The 19353-nt window shown below is 47.5% G+C and carries 24 protein-coding genes; 6 read left to right on the top strand and 18 right to left on the bottom strand.

All coding sequences use genetic code 11. The features are described from left to right. Positions 1–13 precede the first annotated feature (13 nt). The 4 genes from ICL07_RS13535 to ICL07_RS13550 form a co-directional block, all read right to left on the bottom strand. Complete coding sequence (locus ICL07_RS13535; RefSeq protein ID WP_188088436.1) at positions 14–352, bottom strand: tRNA-binding protein; 339 nt, start codon at positions 350–352, stop codon at positions 14–16. Positions 353–578: 226 nt separating this feature from the next. Beyond that, the gene (gene lptC, locus ICL07_RS13540) at positions 579–1127 is read right to left on the bottom strand and encodes an LPS export ABC transporter periplasmic protein LptC (RefSeq protein ID WP_188088437.1); all 549 of its coding nucleotides are present in this window, start codon (positions 1125–1127) and stop codon (positions 579–581) included. Between the two features lie 10 nt (positions 1128–1137). After that, positions 1138–2430, bottom strand: a complete 1293-nt coding sequence (gene bamG / locus ICL07_RS13545) for a BamG family beta-barrel-assembly machinery protein (RefSeq protein ID WP_188088438.1) — start codon at positions 2428–2430, stop codon at positions 1138–1140. Between the two features lie 220 nt (positions 2431–2650). Next, entirely contained in the window at positions 2651–3286 is a 636-nt protein-coding gene (locus ICL07_RS13550) for an LON peptidase substrate-binding domain-containing protein (protein ID WP_188088439.1), read from the bottom strand. Positions 3287–3425: 139 nt separating this feature from the next. Between ICL07_RS13550 and ICL07_RS13555 the strand changes: the two genes are divergently transcribed. The 3 genes from ICL07_RS13555 to ICL07_RS13565 all read left to right on the top strand — a co-directional run bounded on the left by ICL07_RS13555 (position 3426) and on the right by ICL07_RS13565 (position 5646). Next, positions 3426–4244: a glycosyltransferase family 2 protein gene (locus ICL07_RS13555; protein WP_188088440.1), complete on the top strand. Its 819-nt coding sequence runs from the start codon at positions 3426–3428 to the stop codon at positions 4242–4244. Between the two features lie 11 nt (positions 4245–4255). Further along, positions 4256–5164 (top strand): methylmalonyl Co-A mutase-associated GTPase MeaB, encoded by a 909-nt coding sequence (gene meaB / locus ICL07_RS13560; RefSeq protein ID WP_188088441.1) that lies wholly within the window; start codon positions 4256–4258, stop codon positions 5162–5164. Between the two features lie 155 nt (positions 5165–5319). Beyond that, complete coding sequence (locus tag ICL07_RS13565) at positions 5320–5646, top strand: DMT family transporter (RefSeq protein WP_188088442.1); 327 nt, start codon at positions 5320–5322, stop codon at positions 5644–5646. Between the two features lie 23 nt (positions 5647–5669). On the opposite strand, the gene ICL07_RS13570 is transcribed toward ICL07_RS13565, so the two are convergent. Further along, positions 5670–6938, bottom strand: a complete 1269-nt coding sequence (locus tag ICL07_RS13570; protein ID WP_188088443.1) for a chloride channel protein — start codon at positions 6936–6938, stop codon at positions 5670–5672. Between the two features lie 219 nt (positions 6939–7157). Between ICL07_RS13570 and ICL07_RS13575 the strand changes: the two genes are divergently transcribed. The 3 genes from ICL07_RS13575 (at position 7158) to ICL07_RS13585 (ending at position 8697) form a co-directional block, all read left to right on the top strand. Then, the gene (locus ICL07_RS13575) at positions 7158–7736 is read left to right on the top strand and encodes a protoglobin domain-containing protein (RefSeq protein ID WP_188088444.1); all 579 of its coding nucleotides are present in this window, start codon (positions 7158–7160) and stop codon (positions 7734–7736) included. Positions 7737–7763: 27 nt separating this feature from the next. After that, positions 7764–8024, top strand: coding sequence for a DUF2024 family protein (locus ICL07_RS13580; protein WP_188088445.1), 261 nt, complete (start codon positions 7764–7766; stop codon positions 8022–8024). A gap of 64 nt (positions 8025–8088) precedes the next feature. After that, on the top strand, positions 8089–8697 hold the full coding sequence (locus ICL07_RS13585; RefSeq protein ID WP_188088446.1) for a MarR family winged helix-turn-helix transcriptional regulator: 609 nt from the start codon (positions 8089–8091) through the stop codon (positions 8695–8697). A 103-nt stretch (positions 8698–8800) separates the two neighbouring features. Here the strand turns inward: ICL07_RS13585 and ICL07_RS13590 are convergent, their stop codons facing one another. The 13 genes from ICL07_RS13590 to ICL07_RS13650 form a co-directional block, all read right to left on the bottom strand. After that, the gene (locus ICL07_RS13590) at positions 8801–9277 is read right to left on the bottom strand and encodes a GNAT family N-acetyltransferase (RefSeq protein WP_188088447.1); all 477 of its coding nucleotides are present in this window, start codon (positions 9275–9277) and stop codon (positions 8801–8803) included. Positions 9278–9321: 44 nt separating this feature from the next. Further along, on the bottom strand, positions 9322–9540 hold the full coding sequence (locus tag ICL07_RS13595) for a hypothetical protein (RefSeq protein WP_188088912.1): 219 nt from the start codon (positions 9538–9540) through the stop codon (positions 9322–9324). 62 nt (positions 9541–9602) lie between these two features. Then, positions 9603–10175 carry a DUF420 domain-containing protein gene (locus ICL07_RS13600; protein WP_188088448.1) on the bottom strand — a complete coding sequence of 191 codons (573 nt, stop codon included), beginning with the start codon at positions 10173–10175 and terminating at the stop codon, positions 9603–9605. Between the two features lie 81 nt (positions 10176–10256). Further along, on the bottom strand, positions 10257–10949 hold the full coding sequence (locus ICL07_RS13605; RefSeq protein WP_188088449.1) for an SCO family protein: 693 nt from the start codon (positions 10947–10949) through the stop codon (positions 10257–10259). A 56-nt stretch (positions 10950–11005) separates the two neighbouring features. After that, positions 11006–11407 (bottom strand): cytochrome C oxidase subunit IV family protein, encoded by a 402-nt coding sequence (locus ICL07_RS13610; RefSeq protein ID WP_188088450.1) that lies wholly within the window; start codon positions 11405–11407, stop codon positions 11006–11008. 79 nt (positions 11408–11486) lie between these two features. Further along, positions 11487–12161, bottom strand: coding sequence for a cytochrome c oxidase subunit 3 (locus ICL07_RS13615; RefSeq protein WP_188088451.1), 675 nt, complete (start codon positions 12159–12161; stop codon positions 11487–11489). Between the two features lie 27 nt (positions 12162–12188). Continuing rightward, entirely contained in the window at positions 12189–12752 is a 564-nt protein-coding gene (locus ICL07_RS13620) for a cytochrome c oxidase subunit 3 (RefSeq protein ID WP_188088452.1), read from the bottom strand. A 17-nt stretch (positions 12753–12769) separates the two neighbouring features. Continuing rightward, entirely contained in the window at positions 12770–13645 is an 876-nt protein-coding gene (gene cyoE, locus ICL07_RS13625) for a heme o synthase (protein WP_246485022.1), read from the bottom strand. 135 nt (positions 13646–13780) lie between these two features. After that, positions 13781–15592 carry a cytochrome c oxidase subunit I gene (locus ICL07_RS13630; protein ID WP_188088453.1) on the bottom strand — a complete coding sequence of 604 codons (1812 nt, stop codon included), beginning with the start codon at positions 15590–15592 and terminating at the stop codon, positions 13781–13783. Between the two features lie 106 nt (positions 15593–15698). After that, positions 15699–16745 carry a cytochrome c oxidase subunit II gene (locus tag ICL07_RS13635; protein WP_188088454.1) on the bottom strand — a complete coding sequence of 349 codons (1047 nt, stop codon included), beginning with the start codon at positions 16743–16745 and terminating at the stop codon, positions 15699–15701. A gap of 63 nt (positions 16746–16808) precedes the next feature. Next, positions 16809–18014: a quinol:cytochrome C oxidoreductase gene (locus ICL07_RS13640; RefSeq protein WP_188088455.1), complete on the bottom strand. Its 1206-nt coding sequence runs from the start codon at positions 18012–18014 to the stop codon at positions 16809–16811. A gap of 50 nt (positions 18015–18064) precedes the next feature. Beyond that, positions 18065–18670: a c-type cytochrome gene (locus tag ICL07_RS13645; RefSeq protein WP_188088456.1), complete on the bottom strand. Its 606-nt coding sequence runs from the start codon at positions 18668–18670 to the stop codon at positions 18065–18067. A gap of 82 nt (positions 18671–18752) precedes the next feature. Continuing rightward, positions 18753–19340, bottom strand: a complete 588-nt coding sequence (locus ICL07_RS13650; RefSeq protein ID WP_188088457.1) for a DUF3341 domain-containing protein — start codon at positions 19338–19340, stop codon at positions 18753–18755. Positions 19341–19353 lie beyond the last annotated feature (13 nt).

A 19353-nucleotide genomic window follows, 5' to 3' on the forward strand; every position in this document is an offset into this window, starting at 1 on the left:
AACCTGTTACTGCTCAGGCTATCCGTTGGCCGTTTTGGACGGTCTTGCCTGGCTGCAGGAGGGTAACTTCTTTATCATCGCCTAAAACACCTAATACCAGGCACTCAGAAATAAAATTGGCGATTTGTTTGGGAGGAAAATTAACAACCGCGATAATTTGTTTGCCGATCAGTTCTTCCTTCTGGTATAGCCGGGTAATTTGCGCTGAAGATTTTCTCATGCCTATTTCCGGTCCAAAATCTATCAGCAGCTGATAGGCGGGGTTACGCGCCTTGGGAAAATCATTTGCCTCGATAATTGTTCCCGCTCTCATTTCTACCTTTTCAAAGTCCTGCCAGTTGATCAATTCCATGTTCGGTCGTTTTTTTAAAAATAACGGACTGCGTCCAAAAAAGCAAAAGTGAAGATTGGTTTGTGAGGAGCGGTCGGATAACGTGTTGAAATGCACCTTCAAAAGGGCATTCTGGCATAGTTATTGTTTTTAATATTACAAATTTTAGGTTAAAAAATAGGTTAAAGCGAAAGAACCCCACCTGCAGAGGTGGGGTTCTTTCGTTATATACGTTCCGGCGGCGTAGTTACTGCATAGACAGGCTGTCCTGCATCGTAATAGGTCCGCTTACATTGATAATCTTTCTGTCGGTAAAATCTTCGTTGGCGATCAATCCCCAACCATGGAGGGAGTCGGTAGGGGTTTTAATAAACACCTCTTTGGTAGAGTAGAATACCTTCTTTTTAGGATCCCAGTTCAGTTCGTCCGTCTTCAGGCGGTCACCCTTTTTATTCACCACCACCACATTTTTGGTGAGGAATATGGCGCCTTCATCTTCCATATAACGGCCGGTATCGGCAGTCAGCGTACTTTCCAGACCCAGGGTATCATTGAACATGAGTACTTTCAGGCCTTGTTTAAACTTCACATACGACGGCTTGTCCAGGGTTCTTTCCATAGCCGGCGCCGTTAGTTTGGCGTTCACCTTGCCGTTCTGGCTGAAGATGCCCACGATATCCGTACCGTTTTCCACCGCTGCTTTTTTGGAATCAAATTCCATGATTGCCTGGACATCATTTTCGCAGGCAACAGCAGTCAGCGCAATACACAGATATATGAGTCGTTTCCCGATCATACGGTCAGGCTTAATCGTATTTCTTCTTGATAAACCACCTATCGCTCAGGGTAAAGCCCAGCGACAACCGGTAGATATTTTCTTTCAGGGCGGTATTGTTATTACCACGGTGGGCTACATCAAAGGCAACATTGACCATGCTATACTGGTTGGAGTAAGGCATACGGCGTACCGGTAAACCCGCGCCTACTGTAAAGCCCATGATATTCATGTTCTGACCACCGAGCTTCAGGTAATCCAGTCCGTAATAAGCACCCAGGCGATAAGCCACACGGTTCCAGTAACCGCTGAGTGCCGTTGCATTGGGTACAAACTGGCCACCGATAGCGAGTTTCCAGGCATTCTGGAGGGAATCCGGCTGGTCATATTTTCTGAAATTGCTCCACTGGGTAGTGTTGAAGTCCATACCGATCTGCCATTTATCCAGCTTACGCAGCATAAAACCGGCGCCCAGTTCCTGCGGGTATATGACGGTACCCTTAGGCCCTTTCTCGGATTTAACCGAGTCGAGCGAGGAAAAGTCGTTGGTGGATGCATTGTATACCAGGCTTTCGCTCAGGTTTTCCTGGCGCACCGACATATTCTGTTGCAGGCTTCCGGAAGCGCCCAGTGTCAGGTCCATCTCTTTGGTGAGTTTGGCTTTGTACTGTACACCTACTTTGTAAAAGAAGCTGCTATAGCTGATACGTGTCATGTGGCGGGACGCATTGATATCCGTTACCGGGTAAATGACACGGGTATTGTTCTCAATATTACCGAACAGGTAACCCAGGTTTACACCGATGCTGAAATTACCGATGCCCACACCGGTACCCGCATATAATTGGTATAAACCGCCACTGCCCTGGTAACGGCTGGCTACCGGCAGTTTCAGGGTATCAAAAAAGATCTTGTCCTGCGACTCCTGGATGTTGTAGGATACCCTGGTTACGGGTCTCAAGCCCAGGTTGATGCCCCATTTTTTGCGGACAGGGATGCCTATCTGCAAATAGGAGAGGGTACCAAAGCCGGAGTTGAAGCTGGCGTTTTTGTCGGAGATAGACCGGGAGCCCGCTTCCACCCCTACATCGAAAGTAGTGAGCAGCAGATTGGAATAGCTGGCCGGATTGATAAAGTTAACGGATGTAGGATCACCATACGCCTGTGATACGCCACCCATACCACGGTTGACCGTATTCTGGTTGTTGTTCAGATCGCCTAAACCGTAACGCGAGTAAGGTGAATTATCCTGTGCTGTAGCATTATTTGCCACCAGGAAAAATCCAACCAGGAAGCAAAGAATACTGACTTTAGTCCAATGCATTTCGTATCAGAATTGAGTTTAAACCCTTGTCCAGTGAAAATTATGGGTCTGCAAATATCTACTTTTTAAGGCGGGAAGCAAAAAAAACCAAAATCCGCCCTGTTAAAAGCGCGTTAAAGTTGACAATCCCGAACGCCGAAAGCCTTTACTGGCCGTCATCTCCCAACAAAAATATATTTTTTTATCAATATCTTATGAGGTGTTTTTACCATCAAAAAGTTTACAGGTCTTCTGCAGAAAGATTCCTGAAATGACCATTGAGCTTTACCCGCTCTTTGAGCCGCTCCATTTCCGCCATCATCGGAATTACCTTGTGAAGATGACGTTTCAGGTATTCCAGTCGCTGTACTTCATAAAACAGGTGCAACAACTCGTACTCTTCCGTAAGTGACAACCCGGCGTGGTGAGCCAGGTCATAAGCTGTGAGCCGGGCATCTTCCCGTGGAAATTTTTTATGTACCTGGAGAATGGCGTGCAGCTCGCGGATACCGTGGAGGACTTCCTCCAGCAGGCGCATATTGCTCCCCTCATGGTTTTCCGGGTAATTGACAATAGCACCGGCATATAATTTATCAGGGATGGAGCCAATATGCTCCAGTGTCCTGAATACACTGGTTCCCCGTGTAATCAGGTCCATTTCCCCGTTATCATATAATTTTTCCACTCTTTCTATGGTTACCAGGGTTCCGTATTCCATTATTTTTTTGTCGATTACCGCCGGAATGCCAAAAGGCTTATTTTCGGCCACGCATTCCCGGGTTAATTGTTTATACCGGGGTTCAAATACGTGGAGATTCAGCTGTTCTCCCGGATATACCACAATACCAAGGGGAAATATGGAGATAAAATTTGTCATCTTGCAGATCGGCGTTTAGACTAAAGATAAAAAAAACGGGCCGCATAAAGGGCGCATAATCCGCTTATTAGCCTGTCATTATGCATATATTAAATAAAAGGAATACCTTTATAGATAACATTATTACTCATTCGCAGACATGTTAGCAACTACATCCACGATATCGTTGTTGATTTCTACCTATAATTGGCCAGCAGCCCTTGCCTTATGTCTGAATAGTATCAAATCACAGACAATATTACCCAATGAGGTAATTATTGCTGATGATGGTTCCCGGGAAGACACCAGGGAATTGATTAACAGCATCAGAAAAGATTTTCCGGTGCCACTTATTCATGTATGGCAGGAAGACAAAGGGTTTCGATTGGCACAGATCAGGAACAAGGGAATCGCACAATCCACTTCCGACTATATTATCCAGATTGACGGCGATCTTATACTGGATAAACACTTCGTGGAAGACCACCGGCACCTGGCTGAACCCGGCTATTTTATTACCGGCAGCAGGGCCCTTCTCTCTTCAAATGTTACCAATCAGTTGCTACAGGCGCATGAGGTCAATATTAACTACCGCGCTACGCCGTTCAGCCATCTGTTCAACGCTTTACGTTTTCCGGCCCTCAGCCGCTTTCTTTCCAAACGTTATAAAGTAGGTGGCAGACATAAATATTATGTTAAAGGTTGTAACATGTCCTTCTGGAAAAAAGACCTGCTCACCGTCAACGGATACGATGAAAACTTCACCGGCTGGGGAATGGAGGATAATGATATTGCGGTGAGGTTGTTAAATGCCGGTGTCCGGAAAAAATTTATCAAGATGGGGGGTGTAGCCTATCACCTCTATCACCGGGAGAACTCCCGTGGTAAACACCAGGAAAACATGATCCTGGTAAAAGCCGCTGTTAGCAGTAAAAAAATCAAAGCAGACAAAGGTATCCTGGAATACCTGATCAACTAAAGATATTGTGCATGTACCAGCAATATATGGATGGACTTTTGCGTGGAGAGATCAAAGCGCTGGCCCGCTGTATTTCCCTTGTGGAAAATGAAGCGACCGGCTATGAGTCCCTGCTGGAACAGCTACCCAACAACAGTCAAACGAAAGTAGTGGGTATCACGGGTCCACCCGGCGCCGGTAAAAGCACCCTGGTCAATGCACTGATCACCCACCTGCTGGCCGCCGGCCAGAAAGTAGCCATTATTGCTGTAGATCCTTCTTCTCCTTTTAATTTCGGCGCCTTGCTGGGCGACAGGATCCGGATGGCGCAACATTTCGGCGATCCCAACGTGTATATCCGGTCCATGGCCAGTCGCGGTGCACTCGGCGGCCTTAGTCCTAAAATCATTGAAGTCAGCGATCTGATTAAAGCCGCCGGTTTTGATTATCTCTTCATTGAAACGGTAGGAGTAGGGCAGAGCGAAGTGGAAATTGCCGGTATCGCCGACACCACCATCGTAGTGGTAGTCCCTGAAGCAGGCGATGAAATTCAAACCATGAAAGCCGGATTGATGGAGATCGCAGATATTTTTGTGGTCAATAAAGCAGATCGTGACAACGCCGATAGCTTTGTTAAAAACCTGCGATTGCTGGCCCATAGCAAACAACAGGAACATTGGGAAATACCTGTTCTCAAATCCATTGCTACCCAACAGGAAGGGATAAACGAAATTACCGCCGCTATTGAACGGCATCACCAGGCCATACAACATCAGCACCAGCGCCATTCCATCCTGCTTGCAGAAAAAGCCTATCAGCTGATACAATACCGGCGTATGCACGACATCAGCAAAAAAACGTTGCAGGCAGAAATTACCGCACAGATGGCGCAACAATCATTTAACCTGTACCGGTATGTTGCAGAAAAGGCAGGTCGTTAAATTTTATTATCTTTGTCCCATGCGGACAACTACATTCGGCATATCCATCGCTTACGCAGTGTTCAACTACGGCCTCTGACCCTGAGGCTGCGGGCATCTTGTTGTCTCCACTTTCCCGTATTCAATTTTATTTCTCACGTATAAATCTGGTTATTATGGCTTGGTTATTCCTGCTTATTGGCGGACTATTTGAAGTTGGCTTTACGATTTCTCTGAAGTATTCTGAGAATTTTTCTAAGCTGTGGCCTTCTGTCAGCTTTTTTATCTGTATTTCGCTCAGTTTCTTTTTCCTGAATAAAGCGATCAATAGCGGTTTGCCGATTGGCACCTCTTACGCCGTGTGGACAGGCATTGGGGCAGCCGGTACCGCCATTGCAGGCATGATCTTTTTTAAAGAGCCTTTTGCGATGTGGCGTATATTCTTCCTGATTATGCTGATCGGATCTATTGCAGGCCTGAAGGCCGTATCCGGAGGAGAGTAACTTTATTTGGCAAGGCGCCCGTATCAGGCGGCGCGCCTTGTTTTAATCAAAGGCCATGACACCATAAAAGCCACCATAGCTGCTCCCGATACCGGCAGCACCGCCGGCAGGCAGTGTGTCAGCTCCAGCATGAGTACAATGGCTGTCAGCCAGGCCCTGGTAACGCCGGCAAATAACGCCCCCATTCCTATTAAAGCAGCCATCACCGGATTGATGATAATACCAGGGCATATCAATTGAGCGGCCACCGCCAGTAACAAGCCGATGGCGCCTCCCATAATCAACAGGGGCGTGATCGTTGTACCGGTATTATTGCCCGCCGTAAAAAACAGCCACGCTATCAGTTTCACAAAACCAGCCACAAACAAGAGTTGCAGCGTTACATGCGCCTGCAGGATATTACTTCCATATACCTGTCCGTTACCCAGACTTTCCGGCGCCAGGTAGCCCAATATACCTACGGGTACCGCCGCCAGCAGCAACCACCACGGGTTACGTCGCCGGAGCCGCTCCGCTACCAGCATAAGGCCACGGGAGGCGCGGATCACCAGTACCGCTATCAGGCCGATGAGCAGTCCCAGTACCAGGTATACACCGAAAGCCGGTCCATTCAAAGCCGGACCGGTCCCCATTACAAAAAAAGGTTCCGTGTTGTGTGAAAAGAAATGTGCCAGTCCGCCTACCGCGATGCCCGCCAGCACAGGCAGGAGGGTGGCCAGCGACCAGCTGCTGAGCCATAATTCCAGCGCCAGCAGCAACGCCGATACCGGCGCCCCAAAATACCAGGCTACACCGGCAGCAGCGCCGGCTACCAGTAGCAGTTGCGCTTCTGCAGTGGAAATACGCAATTTTTGCTGGTCCTGCTGCGCAAAAGCCCCGGCTGTCAGCATAACAGGAGCTTCCATGCCTACCGGTGCGCCGGTGCCGATATTAATCGCCAGCGCCGGTAGTTTCCAGGCGGGAATATTTTGCCGCGAAAGCCATAAGGACAAGGCGGCGCCTATGACCGGGATGAACAGTAGCAGGATACCCGCTTCACTGTCTACCGGGTTGCTGCTTGCGCCCGACAATTCCCCGAAAAAGGCCAGGGCGGTGATATAGCGTACCAGCCAGGTGAGCAGCATACCGAAGCCCACCGTTAGAATACCGGCAGCAGTAGCCAGGGCTGTCAGGTAGCCGATACGTCGGAAATGGCCCCCGCCGGGGATGGTTTCAAAATTTTCTTTGCTTCCGGATAGTACAGAGTGGATACCAAGACCGTTTTTATATAAGAATGTCAGGATGTTTTTCATTTCGGCAGTTAAAAATACCTGGTTAACAGGAAATCAAAGCTATACAGTTCATCCGAAAATCTCAAATAATTCAAAGTCCTATATCTGCTCGAACAGATTGGTATACTGCAAATAAAAAAAAGTTGCTGCAATTGCATAAAATTGCATTTAAATAGGATTCCTTACTATATTTGCACACGACCATCATCTAATTGCAGCAGTTCAAAACGTTTGTACGATATGATTAACGCAGCTGAACGGTCATCCCTGATTCCAGCACCCCAAAGCACGTCTGTTGATGCACAGGTATTGATTAAGATCAAACGCATGATGTTGTTCACGCATGAAGATGAACAATATCTGACGATGGCGGGAGCCATATTGGCACCTCATGCAGAGGAGATATTGAACCGCTGGTATGAGGGTATTGTGCGTAACAATTACCTGGCTCATTATTTCACCAGTAGTGGCGCCCCGGACCTGGATTACCTCAACGATCTCCGTCCTCATTTCAAAGCGTGGATTATGGCCTTATGTAACCGTCATGACAGTCATCGCTGGTGGGAATTTGAGGAGCGTATTGCCCGGCAGTTGCAGCTCAGAAATGTTCCGCTGGATGATTTACATCCTTTGTCGCCGGTGTATTTGCGGTACATGACAACTTTCGTATTTCCGGTAAGTGAAGCTGGCCGTTTTTTTATCAACGGTGCAGGATATAACGAAGCAGAAGCAGCGGCCATGCATCAGGCGTGGTTTAAGGCTGTGAGCCTGAGTGCCCTGTTATGGATTTATCCTGATGACCGGCCGGCGCCCTTTTAGATAACCATTATTGCCCCAAACTATTTTATGGAAGTAGCCGTATACAAGGCATATGCGAAAAAGAGAGCAGGAGGGTTTCTGCACTTCGACATTATTGTGCCTACCGAAACCGCTTTTACCGCTGTATTGGCCTATGGCAGCGCTTTTTTACAGGGCCGGCTATCCGAAAATGTTCCTGTTACCGGCAGAGATTGCCGGTTTTGTTATATCACTGAAATCCTTCCACGCTGGGCGCCGGCGATCGCCAACCGGGGATATTATATTCATGAATCCCAAGGATGTCACTAATATGCTATTTACAAGCCGCCTTTATTATTGTACCTTGCCCCGCTAATTAAGGACAGTAGTAACTATGGGGAAAGTTTCCACATTCAGCCCCGCGCAGCAGGCAGAAAACACACCAAGCAAAATTGTGGTTGCCCTTGAGCGCTTATCAGAGGCTTTCAGGGTGCTCCTTTGGCAGGAGGCCACACAATATGGGTTGAGTCCCATACAGATTCAGGTACTGACGTTCCTGCTCCATTATCCGGAAGAGCAACGGACAGTGACCTCGTTAGCGTTGTATTTCAACATGACAAAAGCCACCATCAGCGACGCTGTGAAATCGCTGGAACAAAAGAACTACCTGGTAAGAAAGCCGAGCCAAACGGATACCAGGAGCCATTCCCTACACCTGTTGAAGGAAGGACGCGCTATCGCCAAAAAGGTGGAGCACTTCGCCGCTCCTATGCAGGAAGCCGTAGCAGCCAGTCCTGTAAAGGAACAAGGCGTACTGCTCGAACAACTGATGCAGCTGATTTACCAGCTTAACCAACAGGAGGTGATTACGCACCAGCCGATGTGCTTTAATTGCGAGCACTTTGCCGCCGGCAAACGTGGGAATTATTGCAACGCGCTGGGAATCACCCTGAAGCAGGGTAGCCTGCGGGTAGATTGCCCGGTATTTGAAGCCGCAGAATAGGCCAACAACTTAGCTTGTCCGGTGTGAGTGTTTTGTTGTATGTTTTAGAGAGATGCAGACCATTTTTCCGTTCTTCAGCAGAACGCTCCCCCGGGGAGCCTTGTCAGGGTTGTATACGTGCCAACTGTAATGTCATTTCATTATCTCCGGCAACAAACCCCAGTTTTTCGTAGAGCTGACGTCCATCCTTGCTGGCATGCAAGCTCAGTTTACCCGTGTTACGATCCTTTGCCTCTATCATCAGCCTTTCCATTAAGGCTCTGGCTATGCCTTGCCCACGATAAACGGGCAACGTATATACATTGAGGATATAGGCCACCTGGCCATCAAGATTGTGATAAAGAGGAGGCTGGTTATAAAAAACGATGCCGGCGCTGGCCACTACCTGGCCATTATCTTCCGCCAATAAGTTAACAAAATCGCCCTTGGGAAGGTGTTCCCGGAGGTAAACAGCTATTTTTTCCTGTAACAGCGCGTCGCGGGAAGTATCTGCCTGCGGATATATTTCGTTCAGAAACCGGAGCCGTAGCGCTACCAGCTGAGTAATATCATGGATGTTCGCCTTTCGATAGGTGATCATAGCGAATATATAAATAGGGTTAAAACAAGGCTGTGGAAGCTATATCAGGAGGCTTCCCGGTTGCTTTTCCACCAGCGGAAAGCCAGCAGACCGATGATCGCCAGCGGTGTAAACGCCAGCATCAGGATACCATTGTTCAATCCCTTCGCAGGGCCTTCTCCCAACTGTTGCGCTGTTTTGGTACAAAGCGAGCATTGTGCCAGCAACGGTGAGCTCATCACTGTCAGTATTACGGTCAGCAGCAACAAATACAGCTTATTCATATCATCATCATTTAATCCAGCAAAATTAGGTCATCTAACGGAAAATCATCTTCGGAAATATATCAATGGTAATATGGGGAAATCATGATATACACAATCACTCCTGTTACAGCCACATAGAACCAGATAGGCCAGGTGATACGGGCTATTTTCCGGTGCCGGGGTATATCATTCTGGAAACCACGCAGCAGGGTAAACAGCACCAGCGGCACAATGATACCAGCCAGTACAATATGCGTGAGCAGCAGGAAGTAATAGAGATAACGGATACCGCCCAACACCGCTTTTTCTGCTGCGTCTACCACGCCGTTATGGTCTGCATCCCCGAAGCGTGTTTCAGGCGCCAGGGCATGGTAGGTAACGTATGACAAGAGGAAGATGACCGATAGCCCCACCGCAATGAGGTTGGTGACTTTATGCGCCTTTACCTGTTGATTTTTAATGAAATACAGGCTAGCCACCAGCAATACCGCCGTAGCGGAGTTGAGGATGGCGTGGAACAACGGAAGAATCCTGACATCGAAACCCGGATGGAAGTCCGGTTTCGGCATAAAGAACAATATAGCCACCAGTGCGGGGATCACAACAGAAATGATGGCAATAGGTGTGTTTAGATTTTTATTTTTAAGTTCCATAATATATTCCGGATATGCGAAAGGTGGAAAAAGAAGAGAGATCTTTCTTTTATCCACCTTTCAGTAATACGTTATCATTTATCAGCTAAAATTTCTGAACAAACCTTTCAGGAATTTCCAGAATCCCGGGCGATGCCTGTCTTTTTCAAGATACAGGGTAGCGATATCGGTAGCACATTGTTTAACGGCGTTGGAATCGAGCCCGTTGTAGTATCCTCTGATATGTCTGTTTTTATCAATCAGTACCAGCTTTTCAGTGTGAACGAAATCATCCGGTCCGCCATCGCCTTCCGTTACAGAAACGAAGAAATCGTGTCTGGCGAGGTCGTAGATTTCTTTCTTATCGCCGGTCAGCAGCCACCAGTTGTCCGGATTTACATTATAGTCATATCCGTATTTCCGCAGCCTTTGAACTGAATCTCTGACAGGATCTACCGAAAAGGAGAGGATCTGGAGCAGGGTATCTGTTTTCCCGTAAGCGCTCTGGATCTTTCTCAGGTTTTTGGTCAGGGTAGGGCAGATAGACGGACAGGAAGTGAAAAAGAAATCTACCAGGATCACTTTACCTTCCATGTCTTTCAGGCTTACCTGCTGACCCAGCTGGTTGGTCATTTTAAAATCCCTGATCTGATGGAAAACGGTGTCGTAGGTGGTTTTACCATTTTGAACAACCGTATCCACTCTTTCGGGAATGTAATACTTTGGAATAGGTATTACGTTTTTCCCGTAATGATCTACAATCAGGTAACCTGTCAGCGGTACCAGTATAGCCAATGCAACTCCTAATATAGCCCTGCGAGAGATGACGCTGAAATTTAAATGTCAAAAACTTAGTGGTGTGTTCCGTGGCCTTCAGCCGGTGCTTTCACTGCTTCGATCGGAGTACCTGGTTTCAGGTCTCTGTTCATATTTTTCCAGGAATTACCTTCATAGAGGAAAGCGATAATGAACCAGATGAAGAGCAGCAGTGGAATCAGTACAGTATAGATCAGGTTTTTAATTTCGCTGCCGAGGTGCATGAACTCAGAAACGATATAAAATGCTTTCACTATTGTCAGTCCGATGAACACAGCGTTCAGCAGTACTCTGCTGGGGAAACCTGTTTCCAGGTGTAAAAACGCCAGACCAACTTCCACCATGGTTACAGCCAGGAGGATCCAGAAAGTTCTCCAGATCTTTTTGGTAGATGAATCATGATGTGCATGTCCTTCTGCAGTATGCGTATGCTCCATTCCTATTGAGATTAAATAAATTCTAAAATGCGATAATTCAAATTACAAACCTTGTATCCGTTTAGTTGAAGCTACCCGATTAAAGCAGGTAGAAGCAGGTGAATACGAATACCCAAACCAGGTCTACAAAGTGCCAGTACAGACCGACTTTTTCCACCATTTCGTAGTGACCTCTTTCTTCGTAGGTACCTTTCAGTACGTTAGCGAGGATGATGATATTCAGTACAACACCGGAAGTTACGTGCAAGCCGTGGAAACCGGTGATGGTAAAGAAAAAGTTAGTGAAGTTGGTAGAAGCCAGGGTACCATCCACGTTGTGGAAAGGATTGCGGCCCCACCAGGCGCCTTCATGGAACAGGTGTGTCCATTCCCAGGCCTGACAAGCGAGGAAGCAGATACCACCGATGATGGTCCAGATCATCCATTTGGCAACAGCTTTTCTATCTCTCATGTGACCGGCATGAACGGCCAGTACCATGGTCACAGAGCTCATGATGAGGATAAAGGTCATCAAGCTCACAAATACCAGCGGTAAGTTGGCGTGTCCCATACCCGGGAAGGAACGGAAAACGTCATTCGGATCAGGCCAGGAAGTGCTGGAAAAGCGGATAGTTCCGTAAGAGATCAGTAATGCTCCGAAGGTGAAGGCATCTGAAAGCAGGAAGTACCACATCATCAACTTACCATAGCTCACATTAAAGGGAGAGTATCCTCCGTCCCACCATTTTTTCTTCGCTGTAACTGCTGTGTCCATTGTTAGTTTTATAAAATTTTACAAAGTTTATCTCGCGATACTTAAAAAAATCAACAGGTAGATCCACAAAACGTCCACGAAATGCCAATAGGTGGCAGCTACTTCGATGGGAACTGCGGAGTAGGTTCTGACGCGGGTTCTGTAGGCCCGGCCAAACATGATAAGCAGTGCTACCACACCGCCTAATACGTGCAGCATGTGCACGCCTACGATAACATAAATAAAGGAAGCGGAAACCGGTCCGTTGAGGGCGAGTCCGCTATTTCTCATTTGTGAAAAGCCGATCCACTGACAAACAGCAAAAGCCACACCTAATACAGCGGTGAGGGTTATCAGTTGTTTGTAGCGTTGCATATTCCTTTCCTTAAACTGTTTAAGGGCCAGGTGGATAGTCAGGCTGCTCAGTAAAATTAAAGCAGTAGACAACCAGAAAATATGCGGCAGCTCAAATGCCAGCCAATTAGCCTGCGATCTCTTCACAACGTACGCACTGGTAAATCCGATGAACATCATGGTAATACTACCCATTGCTATCCATAGGGAATACTTGTGCGGATGAATTTTCTTACGTTGTATGCTCATTGTATGCATCACTCCTTCTATTGCTTTTAGGCCTTGTCCAGCAGCTGTGCCAGCTGAACAATGGTCAGGTAAATGTATGAACCAAACATCAGTTTACGTGCTGCAGGGACATCATTCTTTCTGTACAGGTTAATTGCACGGTACAGGAAAAACACACCTGCCAGGATGGCCACGATAGCAGAGATACCGCCGGTGATCTTAAGCAGGTAAGGTGCTACGCCGGCAGGGATCAGTAACAGGGTATACATAACGGCCTGCAGCGCAGTGAACTTATTAGGTTCACCATTGGCAGGCAGCAGTTTAAATCCTGCACGGGTATAGTCTTTATGTGCAATCCAGGCGATAGCCCAGAAATGCGGGAACTGCCACAGGAACTGGATCGCAAACAGTGACCAACCGCCTTCGGAAAGGTTGTTGGCGCCTGCAGCCCAGCCAATGAGCAGCGGCATAGCACCCGGAATTCCCCCTACCAATACAGCCAGGGAGTTCCATTTTTTCCAGGGTGTGTATACGAATCCGTACATCACCAGGGAGAAAAGGCTCAGGGCAGCGCTCAGCCAGTTAAAACAATATCCCATGACCAGGAAACCAGCAACACCGGTTACCGCTGCTACGATGACCGCTTCCGTTTCGCTCATCCTGCCGGAGGGCAGGGGGCGGGTGGCGGTGCGGGCCATCAGCTTATCGGTATTTTTTTCCCATATCTGGTTGATGGTATTGGCTGATCCGGAAACCAGCAAACCACCGGCAAATAACAAAAGAACTTTGATCAGGTCAAACTCCACACCCGGCACCAGCAGGTAAGCTACCACAGATGAAAATACCACCATGAAGGTGAGATTAAACTTCATTAACTGAGAATAATCCTTCACCTTACTCGCTACTGCATACGATGACGACAACTTTATGGAGTTTTCTTGCAACATTTTATTTCTATCCACATCCCGGGTTTTAAATCCGGGACAAATTTACAAACATCACGGTGAACAAGATTCCGGAAAGCAGTTTATTTCTGCGTCCCGGAATCTGTTTATAAGTTAGTGAGCTGACTCGTTAGGACCAATTGGTTCTGTCTGCGGGATGAAGTCTCTTCCATCCTTGCTGTAGTCATAAGCCCAGCGGTGAACTTCAGGAATTTCACCAGGCCAGTTGCCGTGACCCGGGTTGATCGGAGTAGTCCATTCCAGGGTGGTAGCTTTCCATGGGTTCGTTTCGGTCAGTTTTCTTCCTTTGAAGATGCTGTAGAAGAAGTTGAACACGAACAGCAGCTGCGTAGCGAACACCAGGATTACCACGATAGAGATAAACTGGTTGAGGCCACCAAACTGGTTGAAGGAAGTCCAGCTGGAGTAGTCGAAATACCTTCTTGGCATACCGGCCATACCTTCGTAGTGCATAGGCCAGAAGATCAGGTAAGCACCGATCAGGGTTACCCAGAAGTGGATATAGCCGATAGTATTGTTCATAAAGCGGCCATACATTTTCGGGAACCAGTGATAAATACCGGCAAACATACCGAAGAAAGCGGACACACCCATTACAATGTGGAAGTGAGCGATTACGAAGTAGGTATCGTGCAGGTGAATATCGATAGAGGAGTTACCCAGCCAGATACCGGTCAGACCACCAGAGATAAAGGTGCTCACGAAACCGATAGAGAACAGGGAAGCCGGTGTAAAGCGGATATTACCTTTCCAGATGGTAGTGAGCCAGTTAAATACCTTGATGGCAGACGGCACCGCAATGAGGAGGGTGAGCAGTACGAAGAAGGCGCCGAGGAATGGGTTCAGACCAGTAACGAACATGTGGTGAGCCCAAACCAGGAAGGCCAGGATACAGATAGCGAACAGGGAACCGATCATGGCCAGGTAGCCGAAGATAGGTTTACGGGAGCTAACTGCCAGTACTTCAGACACCATACCCATGGCAGGGAGGATGATGATATATACTTCAGGGTGACCGAGGAACCAGAACAAGTGCTGGTAGAGGATGGCGCTACCACCTTCGTTTGCCAGGGCTTTACCTGCGATGAAGATATCAGAGAGATAGAAGCTGGTACCAGCGTGACGGTCAAACAGCAGCAGAATGAAGCCGGACAGCAGTACAGGGAAAGACAGTACACCCAATACAGCGGTAAAGAAGAATGACCAGATGGTTAAAGGCATTTTGGTCATGCTCATACCTTTGGTACGCATGTTCAGCAGGGTAGAGATGTAGTTCAGACCACCCAGCAGCTGTGAAACAACGAACAGCGCCATAGAGATCAGCCACAAGTCAACACCTATTTTAGAACCGATGGAAGCGTCGCCCAGTGCACTCAGTGGAGGGTACATGGTCCAACCGCCGGAAGCCGGTCCTGTTTGAACGAACAGGGAAGCCATCATCACGAGGCTGGCCAGGAAGAAGAACCAATAGCTCAGGCAGTTCATGAAAGGAGAAGCCATATCGCGGGCACCTACCTGCAGGGGAATGAGCAGGTTAGAGAAGGTACCGCTCAAACCAGCGGTCAATACAAAGAATACGAGGATAGTACCGTGCATTGTCACCAATGCATAGTAAGCTTCCGGAGTGATACGGCCACCTTTAGCCCAGTGACCCAGAATGCTTTCCAGCCAAGGGAAAGTAGCATCGGGAAAACCCAGTTGCAAACGGAACACCACAGAAAAGAAAGCACCGATGATAGCCCAAACGATACCGGTGATCAGGAATTGTTTGGCAATCATTTTATGATCAAGGCTGAATACATATTTCGAGATGAAATTGTCTTCATGATGGTGCTCATGATCATGATGATCATGCGCGCCGTGCATTACCTCCTGTTGACTGTGCAATGTTGCTTCGTTACTCATAATCGGTTCTGTTTATAATAAACCAACGCCCGGGAAGGTATCGCGTTTGTTAGTTTGTCTTTTTTTATTGGTTAATTACTGCGTCAAAAAATTCTTCTACACAAAATTACGGCTTACCGATATTCGCTGCCACTGTTTTTTGTGTGCTATCGGCCTTTGGCGCTTCAGCAGGAGCCGCGGCCGGGTGAGCCAGGCTGTACTGCAGCGGTTGTTTTGCAACCCAGGCATCGTATTCTTCCTGAGTTTCAACAACAATCACACCTCTCATAGAGTAGTGACCGGAACCACACATCTGATCGCAGGATATTTCGTAGGTGAAATCCGGGTTACCGGTTTTTTCCTTCATTTGTTTGGTAGTGTACTTGGGAGTGAACCACAGGGTGGTAGGAATACCCGGTACAGCGTCCATTTTCATACGGAACTGAGGTAAACCGACGTCGTGAATAACGTCACGGGAACCGATTATGAATTTTACAGGTTTACCTACTACCAGGTGCACTTCAGTTGCCATGAAGTCGTCTTTACCCAGTTGGTCATCCCAATCCATACCCAGCGGGTTGCTGGCAGCTTCGTCGATTTTTTTGAAATCGCGGCGGCCGAGCTGGCCGTCTTTACCTGGGTAGCGGATGAGCCAGTTAAATTGTTTACCAGTTACTTCTACGATCGCTGCATCTTTCGGAGCGTCGGAGGTGAGCTGGAACCAGTGTTTCAGACCGAATGCCACCAAAACAGTCAGTGCGATGGCCGGGATAACGGTCCAGATCACTTCCAGTTTGTTGTTATGCGGAAAATAAAATGCTTTACGGCCTTCTTTTTCCTGGTATTTAAATGCGAACCAGAACAGGAGGATCTGAGTACCGACAAACACGATACCCGTGATGGCGAGGGTTACGTAGATGAGTGTATCTACGCCTTCACCCTGTACAGATGCAGATTCGCCCAGGATCTTGCCCTTCAGCAGATTATTACAATAATACACGCCGATGAGCCCCAGCACCAGGAATGCTATCAGCAGGAAACCATTGATACGGTTACTTTGCTGGCGCGCTTTCTTTTCTCCCTTCAATATGGACACATATTCGCTCGCCTTCGCAATCTGGAAGATGACTATGAATATGAGAACAATAACTAAGACTGCTAAAAATCCTGACATTGCTATATGAAATAATTAAGTTATCTAATGCTTTTCTATTGCTAAATCTTCGTTATCACCATATTAGGTGTGGTGAACAATACTTTCTTTCAGGTAAGGATGATTTTTCGGTACCAGCGGAGCTTTAGTGAGCGCGTTAGCTACCAGGAAAATAATCAGACCAACGAAGCCAGCGCCCAGACCCAGTTCATACCATGGGAATACCAGGTGTTTGTAGGTGCCGGGGCCTACCATCTGCCAGAAATCGAGCCAGTGACCGGCGATTACTACAACAGCGATGAAGGCTACGGAAGTATAGTTACGTTTGGTGTCTCTCTTCATGAGGAACAGCAACGGCGTAATAAAGTTGATCAGGAGGTTCAGGAAGAAAATAGGTCTCCATTCGCCCCATACGCGAGGCTGGAAGTATTCAGTTTCTTCCGGCATGTTAGCGTACCAGATCAGCATGTACTGGGAGAACCAGAGGTAAGTCCAGAAGATGCTGAAAGCAAAGATAAATTTACCTAAGTCGTGCAGGTGTTCTTCATTTACGTAAGTCAGGTAACCATGTTTTTTCAGGTACACCACAAACAGTGCGATCAGGGACAGGCCGGATACCCAGCTGCTGGCGAAAGTATACCAGGAATACATAGTAGAGAACCAGTGTGCGTCGATGCTCATCAACCAGATCCAGGGGGTGGTGGAGCCAACGCTCAGGGTGAATACAACCAGGAAAGCACCGCACCAAACGGTATTTCTCCAGATCAGTTTACGGCCGGTTTCTGGTTTCAGGTCCCAACCATCTTCTTCGATAGACATGTTACGGAGCTTCAGGGTGAAGAAGATCCACAGGCCCAGTGTGAGGATGGTAGCGGTAGTATAGAAGCCTTTGTTCAGGAAAGCGGATTTCCAGGTCAGGATCTTATCTTCTGCTACGTGGTGTGCGTTGATCCAGTGGTAGATGTGTTCTTTACCACCGAAAACGATGATCATTACAATGATAAACAGGATCGCAGCCAGGGCAGGAACTGCCATGGAAATTGCTTCAGGAACGCGACGGAAGGCAATCTGCCAACCACCGTGTGCCAGTGTTGTGGCTGCAATAAAAAAGGTGCTGGCCAATGTAATCAGCAAAAAGAAGCTGCTGTTTTGCAACAGACCGGCCCAGAACCGTGTCGCGTTCTCGCCTTGAAACGCAATTAATCCGATCAATAAAGTCAGCAAGCCCACGCCCATTAACACGAAGCTGGTCTTTTTTAATCTTGCCGGTACTACAAATTGGTCTTTCATTACTGTATATTAAAATACTTGTTTGAAATTCAGTTTTAACTCTTTCTAACTTATTTGGCTGCTGCGCTATCTTTCGCAGGAGCGGCTGCAGCTGCAGGCTGAGCAGCGCCTGGTTGTTTGCTCTTAATGTAAGCAGCAATCTTCCAGCGTTGTGCTCTGTCGAGCTGGCTGGCATAGCTACCCATCATATTATAACCATAGGTCATTACATGGAACAGGCGGCCTTCGGAATAACCAGCTTTAGCGCCGGCTACCAGGTTGGCTGGTGCTGCAGAGTAAGGGCCTTCGCCTCCTTTGTACAGCGGACCGTTACCATCCAGTGCAGTACCGTGGCAGACACCGCAATAAATATTAAATAAACGCTCACCTTCTTTCAGATCATCGGGGGTGATGGTCAGCGGATTTTTTACCAGATTTGCCTGTGCCGTATCTGCTTCTTTCAGATGGTAAGGCAAAAGTTCACCTCTCTTAACTGTTCCGTCCACTGGTTTCAGACCTGCCAAACGCGCACTGTAAAACTCATACGCACGGGATTCATACATGTCGGGCATATAAATCCTGCCGGGCTTCCTGTTATGCTCCCCTCTGTTACAGGCTGCCAGGAAAGCTCCAGTTGCCAATGCGGCTACAATCAATATGTTAGAAGTCCTTTTCATCAGAAATTATTTATGCTAGCTTTCATTAGTTCTGCTTACAGCTTCTAATGGTTGCAACTGTATTTTTTTGCTGTTAATGTTATTAAGCGTTAGCCGGAGAAGCGTAAACGTCCTCGTCGTTTTTGTCATATCTGCCATACCACCAGCCAGCTTCAGCCCGCTGTTCGTTGACATCGTGTGCACCAGCTTCGTTCAGGAAACGTTTGATTTCCTCTGCGTTGCTTTTTTCGGTGAGTTCGATGACCATTACAAACTTATCATCAGTTTGTCTGGGATGGAAGATATGTTTCTTTACGCCTGGCATTAACTGACACAGGTAGCAGAAAGTCATTACCATACCTACCGCCGCAAACAATACAGTCAGCTCGAAGGTAATAGGAATGAATGCCGGTAATGGAAAGTGAGGCTTACCACCGATGTTCAGCGGCCAGTCTACGTTAAATACCCAGCTCATGAAAGTTAAAGCCGTGGTGGTACCAGTGATACCATATATGAAACCGGCTGTGTGCAGGCTGGTTTCCCTTAAACCCATTGCATGATCCAGGCCGTGAACAGGAAAAGGAGTGTATACATCGTGCAACTTGTAACCTGCAGTGCGAACTTTCTTCACTGCCGGAAACAACACTGCCTCATCGTCAAACAAGCCTACAACAAAATTTTTAACAGCCATATATTTAAAAATT

The organism is Chitinophaga qingshengii (assembly GCF_014529935.1).
GTDB lineage: Bacteria > Bacteroidota > Bacteroidia > Chitinophagales > Chitinophagaceae > Chitinophaga > Chitinophaga qingshengii.

Excerpts from the sequence above, each read along its gene's own strand:
- ICL07_RS13595 (WP_188088912.1), bottom strand. The coding sequence starts at position 9,540 with ATGAATAAGCTGTATTTGTTGCTGCTGACCGTAATACTGACAGTGATG.
- ICL07_RS13610 (WP_188088450.1), bottom strand. The coding sequence starts at position 11,407 with ATGGAGCATACGCATACTGCAGAAGGACATGCACATCATGATTCATCT.
- lptC (WP_188088437.1), bottom strand. The coding sequence starts at position 1,127 with ATGATCGGGAAACGACTCATATATCTGTGTATTGCGCTGACTGCTGTT.
- ICL07_RS13575 (WP_188088444.1), top strand. The coding sequence starts at position 7,158 with ATGATTAACGCAGCTGAACGGTCATCCCTGATTCCAGCACCCCAAAGC.
- ICL07_RS13650 (WP_188088457.1), bottom strand. The coding sequence starts at position 19,340 with ATGGCTGTTAAAAATTTTGTTGTAGGCTTGTTTGACGATGAGGCAGTG.
- bamG (WP_188088438.1), bottom strand. The coding sequence starts at position 2,430 with ATGCATTGGACTAAAGTCAGTATTCTTTGCTTCCTGGTTGGATTTTTC.
- ICL07_RS13565 (WP_188088442.1), top strand. The coding sequence starts at position 5,320 with ATGGCTTGGTTATTCCTGCTTATTGGCGGACTATTTGAAGTTGGCTTT.
- ICL07_RS13600 (WP_188088448.1), bottom strand. The coding sequence starts at position 10,175 with ATGGAACTTAAAAATAAAAATCTAAACACACCTATTGCCATCATTTCT.
- ICL07_RS13645 (WP_188088456.1), bottom strand. The coding sequence starts at position 18,670 with ATGAAAAGGACTTCTAACATATTGATTGTAGCCGCATTGGCAACTGGA.
- meaB (WP_188088441.1), top strand. The coding sequence starts at position 4,256 with ATGTACCAGCAATATATGGATGGACTTTTGCGTGGAGAGATCAAAGCG.
- ICL07_RS13590 (WP_188088447.1), bottom strand. The coding sequence starts at position 9,277 with ATGATCACCTATCGAAAGGCGAACATCCATGATATTACTCAGCTGGTA.
- ICL07_RS13570 (WP_188088443.1), bottom strand. The coding sequence starts at position 6,938 with ATGAAAAACATCCTGACATTCTTATATAAAAACGGTCTTGGTATCCAC.
- ICL07_RS13585 (WP_188088446.1), top strand. The coding sequence starts at position 8,089 with ATGGGGAAAGTTTCCACATTCAGCCCCGCGCAGCAGGCAGAAAACACA.
- ICL07_RS13620 (WP_188088452.1), bottom strand. The coding sequence starts at position 12,752 with ATGCATACAATGAGCATACAACGTAAGAAAATTCATCCGCACAAGTAT.
- ICL07_RS13640 (WP_188088455.1), bottom strand. The coding sequence starts at position 18,014 with ATGAAAGACCAATTTGTAGTACCGGCAAGATTAAAAAAGACCAGCTTC.
- ICL07_RS13550 (WP_188088439.1), bottom strand. The coding sequence starts at position 3,286 with ATGACAAATTTTATCTCCATATTTCCCCTTGGTATTGTGGTATATCCG.
- ICL07_RS13615 (WP_188088451.1), bottom strand. The coding sequence starts at position 12,161 with ATGGACACAGCAGTTACAGCGAAGAAAAAATGGTGGGACGGAGGATAC.
- ICL07_RS13535 (WP_188088436.1), bottom strand. The coding sequence starts at position 352 with ATGGAATTGATCAACTGGCAGGACTTTGAAAAGGTAGAAATGAGAGCG.
- ICL07_RS13630 (WP_188088453.1), bottom strand. The coding sequence starts at position 15,592 with ATGAGTAACGAAGCAACATTGCACAGTCAACAGGAGGTAATGCACGGC.
- ICL07_RS13555 (WP_188088440.1), top strand. The coding sequence starts at position 3,426 with ATGTTAGCAACTACATCCACGATATCGTTGTTGATTTCTACCTATAAT.
- ICL07_RS13580 (WP_188088445.1), top strand. The coding sequence starts at position 7,764 with ATGGAAGTAGCCGTATACAAGGCATATGCGAAAAAGAGAGCAGGAGGG.
- ICL07_RS13635 (WP_188088454.1), bottom strand. The coding sequence starts at position 16,745 with ATGTCAGGATTTTTAGCAGTCTTAGTTATTGTTCTCATATTCATAGTC.